8 protein-coding genes are annotated in these 12,532 nt (G+C 44.4%); all 8 read left to right on the top strand.

All coding sequences use genetic code 11. The features are described 5' to 3' along the window. Positions 1-51: 51 nt before the first annotated feature. The 8 genes from ACTNBF_RS08420 (at position 52) to carB (ending at position 12,488) form a co-directional block, all read left to right on the top strand. Positions 52-2,712, top strand: coding sequence for a DNA translocase FtsK 4TM domain-containing protein (locus ACTNBF_RS08420; protein WP_441089060.1), 2,661 nt, complete (start codon positions 52-54; stop codon positions 2,710-2,712). A 24-nt stretch (positions 2,713-2,736) separates the two neighbouring features. Then, the gene (locus ACTNBF_RS08415) at positions 2,737-3,984 is read left to right on the top strand and encodes an FN3 associated domain-containing protein (protein ID WP_441089059.1); all 1,248 of its coding nucleotides are present in this window, start codon (positions 2,737-2,739) and stop codon (positions 3,982-3,984) included. 76 nt (positions 3,985-4,060) lie between these two features. Then, positions 4,061-4,948, top strand: a complete 888-nt coding sequence (locus tag ACTNBF_RS08410) for a sulfide/dihydroorotate dehydrogenase-like FAD/NAD-binding protein (RefSeq protein WP_427806513.1) — start codon at positions 4,061-4,063, stop codon at positions 4,946-4,948. Then, positions 4,948-6,333 (top strand): NADPH-dependent glutamate synthase, encoded by a 1,386-nt coding sequence (gene gltA / locus ACTNBF_RS08405; RefSeq protein ID WP_427806514.1) that lies wholly within the window; start codon positions 4,948-4,950, stop codon positions 6,331-6,333. Before ACTNBF_RS08410 ends, gltA begins: the two co-directional genes overlap by 1 nt. 74 nt (positions 6,334-6,407) lie before the next feature. Continuing rightward, positions 6,408-7,127, top strand: a complete 720-nt coding sequence (locus ACTNBF_RS08400; RefSeq protein ID WP_441089058.1) for a DNA alkylation repair protein — start codon at positions 6,408-6,410, stop codon at positions 7,125-7,127. Next, positions 7,117-7,776 carry an HAD family hydrolase gene (locus ACTNBF_RS08395; RefSeq protein ID WP_427819810.1) on the top strand — a complete coding sequence of 220 codons (660 nt, stop codon included), beginning with the start codon at positions 7,117-7,119 and terminating at the stop codon, positions 7,774-7,776. The genes ACTNBF_RS08400 and ACTNBF_RS08395 overlap by 11 nt, the downstream gene beginning before the upstream one ends. 118 nt (positions 7,777-7,894) lie before the next feature. Next, positions 7,895-9,076 (top strand): iron-containing alcohol dehydrogenase, encoded by a 1,182-nt coding sequence (locus ACTNBF_RS08390; RefSeq protein ID WP_427806517.1) that lies wholly within the window; start codon positions 7,895-7,897, stop codon positions 9,074-9,076. A 187-nt stretch (positions 9,077-9,263) separates the two neighbouring features. Beyond that, positions 9,264-12,488, top strand: a complete 3,225-nt coding sequence (gene carB, locus ACTNBF_RS08385; RefSeq protein ID WP_427819811.1) for a carbamoyl-phosphate synthase large subunit — start codon at positions 9,264-9,266, stop codon at positions 12,486-12,488. Positions 12,489-12,532 lie beyond the last annotated feature (44 nt).

The following is a 12,532-nucleotide window of genomic DNA, read 5'->3' as shown; positions in this document are numbered from 1 at the left end:
TTATTAAACCGGCAAAGATAAAAGGGGTATATTTGATAAGGGGGAAGTTTTATGGCTTCAAAAACAGAGGGAAAGAAAAAAACGTCAAGGACTTCCACCTCTTCTAAATCGAAGGGGAGAAGTCAGACAAAAAAGAAAACAGGGAATACCGGGGGAGCAAAAAAGACAAAAACAGCTGCAGCTGCCTCTCAGAACAGTTTTATTGCAGGAGAGATTCTGATTTGGGTGACATTGGCAGTGAGTATTCTCCTTGTAATCAGTAATTTCGGGCTGGCAGGATTTGTCGGAGCGAAGATCGCTGGAGTGATGCAGAAATATATCGGATGGATGGCGTATGTATTTCCGATCCTGTTATTTTGCGGAGTTGCTTTTGTGGTTTCTAATAGAGGAAATTCGGTTGCATATATAAAAATATCGGCCGCCGCCGTACTTACAATTCTGTTGTGTGTGCTTCTTCAGCTTCTGAATGACAGAGGCGGACTGATTGGTGAAGGTATTGCAGATCTGATGGTGCCTGCGATCGGAGTGGCCGGTACATATGTTGTCGTAGTGATTCTGATGATCATCTGCATTGTGTTGATCACAGAACGCTCTGTTTTACGCGGAGTGAGAAAGGGAAGCGAGAAGGCTTATGACCGCGCGCGTGAAGATATGCAGCGTCACAGAGAAGAATCTATCGAGAAGAAGATGCAGAAGGAGCAGATTCGCGAACAGGAAAGGGAACAGAAGCGGATGGATCACCAAGTCTCCGGTGTGTCGTTTAATACCACACTGGACAGGAAGCTGGAAGAGCCGAAAACCGAATCGGAAACCGATAAGAAAGAACAGAAAAAACGCACATCGAGAGTGAAAGCAACAAAGCGTTCGAAACAAGATGTTAACACGGTGATTGCAGGGGCGGAAGAGGCAGCAGCGAAGCATATCATGGAGCAGACTGGTCAGATTGCACTTGACGATGTTGTAATTAACCGTGCAATGCCGCTTTCTGCAGTAGAGTTGAAACCGGAGCCCGAACCGGAACCGTCTGTAAATCCGGCTGAGCATGTCCCGGATTTCCTGAAAGATGCGATGGAAGAAGCAAAGGCAGCATCCGGGAAAACACAGCCGGAGACTGTTTCAGAAAGAATCACAGCTCAGGATCATACGGCGGATGTTCCTCAGAATAAACGCAATTCATCAAAAATGAAGGCAGATGTCTCGAAAGAAACAGCGGATGTGGAACAAATCATATCACAGACACAGATGCCGAAAGAGTACAGCTTCCCACCCATTTCTCTTCTTAAGAAGGGATCAGGAAGCGGCGGGGATTCCGATAAGTATCTTAGAGAGACTGCCATGAAGCTTCAGAAGACACTCCAGACATTCGGGGTCAATGTTACAATTACGAACATCAGCTGTGGACCTTCTGTTACCAGATATGAACTGCAGCCGGAAATGGGCGTGAAAGTCAGTAAAATCGTTGGCTTGGCCGATGATATCAAGCTGAATCTTGCTGCTGCCGATATCCGAATAGAAGCACCGATCCCGGGAAAAGCGGCGGTTGGAATCGAAGTTCCGAATAAGGAAAATTCTACAGTCATGCTGCGTGATCTGCTGGAGTCTGATGAGTTTAAAAAGAATAAATCAAAAATTGCATTTGCTACAGGTCGGGACATTGCCGGAAAGGTTGTTGTGTCTGATATTGCGAAAATGCCGCATCTTCTTGTAGCAGGAGCAACCGGTTCCGGAAAATCCGTCTGTATCAATACATTGATCATGAGTATTCTTTATAAAGCAAAACCGGATGAAGTAAAACTGATTATGGTAGACCCGAAAGTAGTAGAACTAAGTGTCTATAACGGGATTCCGCATCTTCTGATCCCGGTTGTAACGGATCCCAAGAAAGCGGCAGGTGCGCTGAATTGGGCGGTTGCAGAAATGAATAAGCGGTATCAGCTTTTTGCTGAATACAATGTAAGAGATATCAAAGGTTTCAATGACAGAGTAGAAAATATCAAAGATATTGACGATCCTGATAAGCCGCAGAAGATGCCGCAGATCGTGATTATCGTAGATGAGCTTGCAGATCTCATGATGGTTGCACCGGGAGATGTGGAAGAATCGATCTGCCGTCTTGCCCAGCTTGCACGTGCAGCCGGAATCCATCTGGTACTTGCGACACAGAGACCATCGGTTAATGTCATTACCGGTCTGATCAAAGCAAATATGCCGTCAAGAATCGCATTTTCCGTCTCATCGGGGGTCGATTCCAGAACGATTATTGACATGAACGGGGCAGAGAAACTTCTCGGAAAAGGTGATATGCTTTTCTATCCGGCAGGATATCAGAAACCTGTGCGTGTTCAGGGAGCATTTGTTTCTGACAAAGAAGTACAGAATGTTGTCGAGTATCTGAAAGAAAACAGTGGCAAGATCACTTACAACGAAGATATCCAGAACCACGTTAATCTGAATCCGTCGGCTGCTCAGGCATCCGGAGGAGCGGATGACCGGGATGTTTATTTCGTGGAAGCAGGCAAATTTATTATTGAGAAAGATAAAGCATCGATCGGCATGCTTCAAAGAGTATTCAAGATTGGATTTAACCGTGCAGCACGAATTATGGATCAGCTTGCAGAAGCCGGGGTTGTAGGCGAGGAAGAAGGAACAAAACCAAGAAAAGTGCTGATGTCGATGGAAGAATTTGAACAATATATAGAAGAATACGTTTAGAAAAACGGAAGGAGACGAAAGACAATGAAATGTATGAACTGTGGAGCGCAAATCTCGGACGATCGTCTGATCTGTCCCCGATGCGGCCGGGAAATACAAATCGTGCCTGACTATAATCCGCTTGATGACGTACTCGCAGCTCAGGTAAAAGGTGCTGTAACGGAATCATTTGATCCGGTAGGACACGCAAGGGACGGAAGAAGGAGTACCTCGGAGAGAACTTCAGCCGGTCAGGTAAGCAGCGGGAAAGCCAATCCTCGCAGAAATACGGGAAAAGGTCGTAGCGGTAATTTGACTCCGGAAGAACTCAGAGAGCGAAAGAAGAGAATAGAACGAAAGAAACAGATTGCAAAGAAAAAGAAAATCCGAAAACGAATCATTTTATTTTCCGGGGTTATCCTGGCTTTGATCGTCGGTGTAATTGTATATTTGAATTCTTATACCGGTAAAGTGAATAAAGGCTACCGGATGTTGGAAAACGGCAAATACAAGGAGGCACTTCTTTGCTTTGAAAAGGCTGTTTCTAAAAATGAGAAGCGTGGTGAGGCCTATGAAGGACTTGCGAAGGTCTATCTGGCACAGAATGATACAGAAAGCGGAGAAAAGGTTTTTCTGAATGCAATCAAAGAACAGCCTTCGAACACGGAAATTTATCAAAAAGCGATTCAATTCTACATAGATACGGATCAGAAGATGAAGGTGTCCGTTCTTCTTGATCAGTGTACAAGTGAACAGGTTCTCTCAGCATGTAGTGATTATATTTCGGAAGAACCGGAATACAGTCTGGATGAGATGAAAGAATATGAAGAAATTCAGGCATTGGAACTTACCGGCACAGGAACGGCCATCTACTATACGACCGATGGAACCGATCCGACTCAGAATAGTCTGAAGTATACGGAACCGATTCGGCTTGACGAAGGAGTAACGGAGATCAGAGCAATTTCCGTAAACGAAAAAGGAATTCCCAGTCTGGTTGCCAGGAAGACCTACACGATCGAGTTTCCGATTGAAGATGCGCCGTCTGTGACGCCGTCAACGGGATCGTATGATACCGTGCAAAGCATTGAAATCGTGGTACCTGAAAACTATGAAGGTTATTATACGACGGATGGAAGTGATCCGGATCCATCGTCTTCCACTACGGTGAAGTATACAGGTCCGATCACGATGCCTGAGGGAAGTATTACCTTTAAAGCAGTGCTTGTAAATAAAAAAGGACGGATCAGCGATGTCACGATTCGAAAATATGAGTTGATTTTATCAGAATAAAAGTAGAAGAAGTACTTGATATTTAATTGTTTATAATTTATCATAAAGAGAGTAAAACAATTAGGAGGCATAAGCAATGTACAAGATAACAAAAGCTGAAAAATTAGCTGATAAGATTTATCTTATGGATGTTGAAGCTCCTCGTGTTGCAAAGCATTGTGAACCGGGGCAGTTTGTAATCGTTAAGATGGATGACAAAGGGGAAAGAATTCCGCTTACGATTTGCGATTACGACAGAGAAGCAGGAACCATCACGATTGTATTCCAGTCAGTTGGCGCTTCTACAGAGAAGATGGCATCATTAAAAGAAGGGGATTATTTCAGAGATTTCACAGGTCCGCTTGGATGCCCATCAGAATTTGTAAAAGAAGATCTGGAAAGCCTGAAGAATAAGAAAATCTTATTTGTTGCCGGTGGTGTAGGTGCTGCACCTGTTTATCCGCAGGTTAAGTGGATGAAAGCACACGGAATCGATGTAGATGTTATTGTCGGAGCAAAGACAAAGGACATGCTGATTCTTGAGAAAGAAATGGAAGCCGTTGCCGGAAATTATTATCCATGTACAGATGACGGAACATACGGACATGCCGGAATGGTAACAACCAAGATCGAAAAACTGATCGAAGAAGGCAATAAGTATGACGTTTGTGTAGCAATCGGACCGATGATCATGATGAAATTTGTCTGCCTGCTTACCAAGAAACTGGAGATTCCTACCATTGTAAGTATGAATCCGATCATGGTAGACGGTACAGGAATGTGCGGCGCATGTCGTCTGCATGTTGGTGATGAGATCAAGTTCGCATGCGTAGACGGACCGGAATTTGACGGACATCTTGTAAACTTTGACGAAGCAATGAAGAGACAGCAGATGTACAAGACTGAAGAAGGCAGAGCATTGTTAAAATTACAGGAAGGTGACACACATCACGGTGGATGCGGTCATTGCGGAGGTGACGAATAATGGCAGACGTATTAAAGAAAGTACCTGTAAGAGAACAGGATCCGAAGGTACGTGCAACAAATTTTGAAGAAGTATGTTATGGATATAATCAGGAAGAAGCTACAGCAGAAGCTTCCCGTTGTATCAACTGTAAGAATGCACAGTGTGTAAAGGGATGTCCGGTAGGAATCAATATTCCTGGATTCATTCACGAAGTAAAAGAAGGCAATATTGAGGAAGCTTATAAGATTATCGGACAGTCTTCCGCACTTCCGGCTGTTTGCGGACGTGTATGTCCTCAGGAATCACAGTGTGAAGGTAAATGTATCCGCGGTATCAAAGGTGAGCCGATCTCAATCGGTAAACTGGAGCGTTTCGTAGCTGACTATGCGCTGGAACATGATATCAAACCGGTTGGAGCAGAAGTCAAGAACGGACACAAAGTAGCTGTAATCGGCTCCGGTCCAGCAGGTCTTACCTGTGCCGGCGACCTTGCTAAATTAGGTTACGATGTAACTGTATTTGAAGCACTTCATGAACTGGGCGGTGTACTGGTATATGGTATTCCGGAATTCCGTCTTCCGAAACAGAAAGTTGTTGCTAAAGAAATCGATAAAGTGAAAGAGCTCGGTGTTAAATTCGAATCCAACGTTGTAATCGGCAAATCTACAACGATCGATCAGTTAATCGAAGATGAAGGATTTGAAGCAGTATTCATCGGTTCAGGAGCAGGTCTTCCGAAATTCATGGGTATTCCAGGAGAAAACGCGAACGGCGTGTTCTCAGCAAATGAGTACCTGACAAGAAGTAACCTTATGAAGGCGTTTGATGATTCTTACGATACTCCGATTGTAGCAGGAAAGAAAGTTGCTGTAGTCGGTGGTGGTAACGTAGCAATGGATGCTGCAAGAACAGCACTTCGTCTTGGCGCAGAAGTACATATCGTTTACCGTCGTTCTGAAGAAGAACTTCCGGCACGAGTAGAAGAAGTACATCATGCAAAAGAAGAAGGTGTTCAGTTTGATCTTCTTACTAATCCGGTAGAGATCCTTGAAGAAGACGGATGGGTAAAAGGAATCAAGTGTGTACGTATGGAACTTGGTGAGCCGGATGCATCCGGAAGAAGACGCCCGGTAGCTGTAGAAGGTTCTGAATTTGTGATCGATGTTGACACAGTTATCATGTCACTTGGTACTTCTCCGAACCCGTTGATTTCTTCTACAACAGAAGGTCTGGAAGTTAACAAGTGGAAATGTATCGTAGCAGATGAAGAAACCGGAAAGACCTCCAAAGAAGGTGTTTATGCCGGCGGTGATGCTGTTACAGGTGCAGCAACTGTTATCCTTGCAATGGGTGCTGGTAAAGCAGGAGCAAAAGGTATTCACGAATTCCTTTCAAACAAATAATCTGAATGATTCATAATCGTGATCAAATGAGTCTCTCTCCAAAAGAGAGGCTCATTTTTTACAAGGTGAGTATAATGGACAATTTATCGGAAAGAATAAAATCGGAACTTCTTGAAAAAGCAGATCCAAAGTACAGGGAATTTCATTCGGGACTGGTGCCGGGAACAGAAAATATTATGGGAGTACGCATTCCCGAGCTGCGTAAAATTGCAAGAAGTGCCGCTAAAGAGGATTGGAGAAATTATTTAGAGAAGTGTTGCCCTGACACCTACGAGGAAGTGATGATCCGTGGTATGATCATCGGGTACGCAAAGATGGATGATGAAGAAAGAATGCAGTATCTGAACCGGTTTGTACCCGAGATCGATAACTGGGCCGTCTGTGACAGCTGCATGAGCACTTACAAATTCATGCAGAAAAAACCAGAAATATGGTATTCTTATCTGCGGCAGCAAGTCGAGGAGGGTACCGAGTTCAGCATCCGTTTCGGTGTTGTTGGGCTTATGGATTATTTTATAAATGAGGAATACATAGATCGTTTGTTGAAAATCTTTGATAAGATTCAACATGAAGGATATTATGTAAAAATGGCAATTGCCTGGGCGATTTCCATGTGCTATGTGAAATTCCCCGAAAAAACCAGAGCATTTCTGGAGCACAATCATCTGGATACATTTACACAGAATAAAGCAATCCAGAAAATAAGAGAATCCTACCGGGTTTCTCAAGAGGAAAAAGAAGAATTAAAGAAATTGAAAGTACCGAGCAGGAAAGAGGAAAAGAATGAAGTTTAAATATATTTTATTTGATCTGGACGGGACGATTACAGAATCCGGTCCTGGAATCATGAATTCGGTGGCGTATGCGTTGGAGAAAATGGGGTATGAGGAAAAAGACAGAGAAAAATTAAAAAGATTTATCGGTCCGCCACTCACCGATTCGATGATGAAATACTATGGAATGAGTGAAGAAGATGCCGCGAAAGCTGTCAGGTATTATCGAGAATATTATACAGAAAAAGGTATCTTTGAAAATTCTGTATATGACGGATTTGATGAGAGTATAAAAAGATTGAAGGAACAAGGACTCATATTGGCAGTGGCAACTTCGAAACCGGAACCGTTTGCGAGAAGAATTGCAGAGCATTTCGGATTTACCGGGGACTATGCCTGCGTGTGTGGCGCAACCATGGATGAGGCGCGTATCCGGAAAGCTGATGTGATCCGATATGCGCTGAATACGTTAGAAATCACGGAAGAAGAAAAGCATCAGGTACTTATGGTCGGAGACCGGGAGCACGATGTCCTAGGAGCAAAAGAAAACGGATTATCCTGTATGGGGGTCTTATACGGGTACGGTGACCGGAAAGAACTGGAAGAAGCCGGAGCGGACTATATTGCCAAGACAACTGCAGAAGTAGCAGAAATCATCTTGAACGCATAAATTCCTACCAATTTTGTATTGAATTTAGTACAATTATTTTAGTTATTCTTATTGCGTTAAATATTTAACAGATATATAATATGGTTAAAATATTAACAAAGAAAAGGAGATGCTAATAATGAGCAGATTTACTTTACCAAGAGATGTATACCATGGAAAGGGCTGTCTGGCAGAACTGAAGAACTTAAAAGGGAAAAAAGCCATCCTTGTAGTAGGCGGAGGTTCTATGAAACGCCAGGGCTTCCTTGATAAAGCTGTAAGTTATTTAAAAGAAGCAGGCATGGAAGTCAGACTGTTTGAGGGTGTGGAGCCGGATCCGTCTGTAGAAACCGTTATGAAAGGCGCAGAAGTTATGCGCGAATTCGAGCCGGACTGGATCGTATCCATGGGCGGAGGTTCTCCGATCGATGCTGCAAAAGCAATGTGGGCATTCTATGAATATCCGGATACGACATTTGAAGAGCTTTGCATTCCGTTTAATTTCCCGGAATTAAGACAGAAAGCAAAATTCTGTGCTATCCCGACAACATCCGGAACTGCTACAGAAGTAACAGCATTCTCTGTAATTACCAACTATCAGACAGGCGTGAAATATCCGCTTGCTGACTTCAATATTACACCGGACGTTGCAATCGTTGATCCGGAACTTGTTGAAAAACTTCCTGTTAAACAGGTTGCTTACACAGGTATGGATGCACTTACCCATGCTATCGAAGCCTATGTATCTACATTGAACGGACCTTTTACAGACCCACTTGCGCTTCAGGCAATTGAAATGGTGTTTGATTATCTTCCGGCTTCTTACAACTGTGATATGGATGCCAGAGAACAGATGCATTATGCACAGTGCCTTGCAGGTATGGCATTTTCCAATGCTTTACTTGGTATCGTACATTCTATGGCACATAAGACAGGTGCTGCATTCTCAACAGGACATATTCCACACGGATGTGCAAATGCAATTTATCTGCCGTATGTAATCAAATACAATGCACATGACAAAGTCGCAGCAGGACGCTATGCAGAAATAGCACGCAGAATGGGACTTCCGGGAACCTCTGAAAAAGCTCTGATTAACAGCTTATGTGAAAAGATCGATGCATTTAACGTCAAACTGAATATCCCGAAGACTCTGAAAGAATTCGGAATCAATGAAGAAGAATTCAAAGAAAAAGTTGCTAAGATTGCCGAGCTTGCAGTTGGAGATGCCTGCACAGGATCCAACCCAAGAGCGATCGATCCGGAAGCAATGGAAAAACTTCTGACATGTACATACTACGGAACAGAAGTAGATTTCTAATTGAACATTGCGATTGAAACATATAAAAGAGAGGTACAGTTTTAAAGAGATCTGTATCTCTCTTTCTGTCTTGGAACATATTGTTATCGTTATGCAACAACTGAAGATTTTACATTGCCAGCCTATATGGTTTCATGTATAATATGATTGGGCAAAAATAAAATGATACATATAGGAGGAAACGAGTATGTCAAAGAGGGAAGACATCCATAAAGTACTGATCATCGGTTCAGGGCCGATCATCATCGGACAGGCGTGTGAGTTTGACTATTCAGGCACACAGGCATGTAAGGCACTCAGAAATCTGGGGTATGAGATTGTACTTGTTAATTCAAATCCGGCTACAATTATGACAGATCCGGAGATTGCGGATGTTACGTATATTGAACCGCTGAATGTGGAACGGCTGGAACAGATCATTGCGAAGGAAAGACCGGATGCACTGCTCCCAAATCTTGGAGGACAGTCCGGACTGAATCTTTGTTCCGAGCTTTCACAGAAAGGAATACTTGATAAATATAATGTAAAAGTAATCGGTGTACAGGTAGACGCAATAGAACGTGGGGAAGACCGTATCGAGTTCAAGAAGACAATGGAAGGCCTTGGAATCGAGATGGCAAGAAGTGAGGTTGCCTATTCGGTTGATGAAGCACTTGCGATTGCTGATAAACTTGGTTATCCGGTGGTCCTTCGTCCGGCTTATACGATGGGCGGCTCCGGCGGCGGACTTGTATACAATGTAGAGGAATTGAAAACGGTCTGTGCTCGTGGCCTTCAGGCGAGTCTTGTAGGACAGGTGCTGGTCGAAGAATCGATCCTCGGCTGGGAAGAATTAGAGCTGGAAGTGGTGCGTGACTCTGAGAATAACATGATCACCGTATGTTTTATAGAAAATATAGACCCGCTGGGTATCCATACAGGTGATTCATTCTGTTCCGCACCGATGCTTACGATTTCCGAAGAAGTTCAAAAACGTCTTCAGGAGAAGTCCTATAAAATCGTGGAATCCATCCAGGTCATCGGTGGAACCAACGTGCAGTGGGCACATGATCCGAAGACCGATCGTGACATTATCATTGAGATCAACCCGAGAACATCCCGTTCTTCCGCGCTTGCTTCCAAAGCAACCGGATTTCCGATCGCTCTTGTTTCAGCAATGCTGGCAACCGGCCTCACGCTGAAAGACATTCCTTGCGGAAAATACGGCACATTGGATAAATACGTACCGGACGGCGATTATGTCGTGATCAAATTCGCACGCTGGGCATTTGAAAAATTCAAAGGTGTGGAAGATAAACTGGGCACCCAGATGCGCGCCGTCGGTGAAGTCATGAGTATCGGTAAGACTTACAAAGAAGCGTTCCAGAAAGCAATCCGAAGCCTGGAAACAGGGCGCTACGGACTGGGGCATGCGAAAGACTTCGACAGCAAGTCAAAAGAAGAACTCCTGAGACTTCTGATCACTCCGTCCAGTGAAAGGCATTTTGTGATGTATGAGGCACTCCGGAAAGGTGCAACAGTAGAAGAAATTCATGAAATTACGAAAGTAAAACATTATTTTATAGAGCAGATGAAGGAACTCGTGGAAGAGGAAGAGGCTTTGATGCAGAATAAAGGCCAGCTTCCTTCTGATGAAGCGCTGATCACGGCAAAGAAAGATGGATTTTCCGATAAATATCTGAGCCAGATTCTGGAAGTTCCGGAAGAAGACATCCGGAACAAGCGAATCAGTCTCGGCGTGGAAGAGGCATGGGAGGGCGTTCATGTAAGCGGTACCAAGGACAGCGCATATTACTACTCCACCTACAATGCCGAAGATAAGAATCCGGTAAATAATGACAAGCCGAAGATCATGATCCTCGGCGGCGGACCGAACCGCATCGGACAAGGAATTGAGTTTGATTATTGCTGTGTACATGCGTCCCTTGCACTGAAGAAGCTTGGATTTGAGACGATCATTGTCAACTGTAATCCGGAAACTGTTTCTACGGATTATGATACCTCTGACAAACTGTATTTTGAGCCGCTTACACTGGAAGATGTACTCAGCATTTACAAAAAAGAGAAACCGGTCGGTGTAATCGCACAGTTCGGAGGCCAGACACCGCTGAACCTGGCTGCGGACCTGGAGAAAAATGGTGTGAAGATTCTCGGAACTGCTCCGTCTGTAATCGATATGGCAGAAGACCGGGATTTGTTCCGTGCAATGATGGAGAAGCTTGAGATCCCGATGCCGGAATCCGGAATGGCGGTTACGGTAGACGAAGCACTCGCTATTGCTGAAGAAATCGGTTATCCGGTAATGGTACGTCCTTCCTACGTACTCGGCGGACGTGGAATGGAAGTCGTTTATGACGCAGAAAGTATGGTAGAATATATGCAGGCTGCAGTCGGTGTGACACCGGACAGACCGATCCTGATCGACCGTTTTCTCGGACATGCAACCGAATGCGAAGCCGATGCAATCAGCGATGGAACCCATGCATTTGTTCCGGCAGTTATGGAGCACATCGAACTTGCAGGTGTACACTCCGGTGATTCTGCATGTATCGTTCCATCTAAATACATTTCCGAAGAAAATGTACAGACGATCAAGGAATACACCAGAAGGATCGCAGAAGAAATGGGTGTCCGCGGCCTTATGAATATGCAGTATGCGATCGAGAACGGCAAAGTATATGTGCTCGAAGCAAATCCTCGCGCATCCCGTACGGTACCGCTCGTATCCAAAGTATGCAACATCCGTATGGTGCCGCTGGCCATCGATATCGTGACATCCGAACTGACCGGAAGACCGTCACCGGTACCGGCACTGAAAGAGCAGAACATTCCATATTACGGAGTCAAAGAAGCCGTATTCCCGTTCAATATGTTCCAGGAAGTTGACCCGGTACTCGGACCTGAAATGCGGTCTACCGGAGAAGTGCTCGGACTCTCCAGATTTTACGGAGAAGCCTTCTTCAAAGCACAGGAAGCTACCCAGACCAGACTTCCTCTGGAAGGCACTGTACTGATCTCCGTAAATGATAAGGACAAACCGGAAGTTGTCGATTTGGCACGTGAATTTACAGAAACCGGCTTCAAGATCATCGCTTCCAGACACACCTGCGAACTTCTTCGCGAAAACGGAATCGAGGCGGAGATGATCAACAAGCTGCAGGAAGGAAGACCGAACATGCTGGATCTGATCACAAACGGAAAGATCGATCTGATCGTGAATACTCCGATCGGAAAAGACCGGATCTGGGATGACAGCTACCTGCGAAAAGCGGCAATCAAGAAGAAAGTACCTTACATGACGACAATTGCGGCAGCAAAGGCAACCGTAAGCGGAATCAAATCCATGAAGAAGCAGGGATGCGGAGAAGTCAGATCCCTTCAGGAACTTCACTGTATGATTCATGATAAATAAATAGATAGTATAAAGGTATCGGTAGTTTTACTGATACCTTTTTT

Origin of the sequence: Bariatricus sp. HCP28S3_A4 (assembly GCF_052066395.1) — a bacterium.
Lineage (GTDB): Bacteria > Bacillota > Clostridia > Lachnospirales > Lachnospiraceae > Allocoprococcus.
The sequence above is the reverse complement of the archived record's forward strand: the minus strand, read 5'-3'. Positions and strand labels throughout refer to the sequence as shown.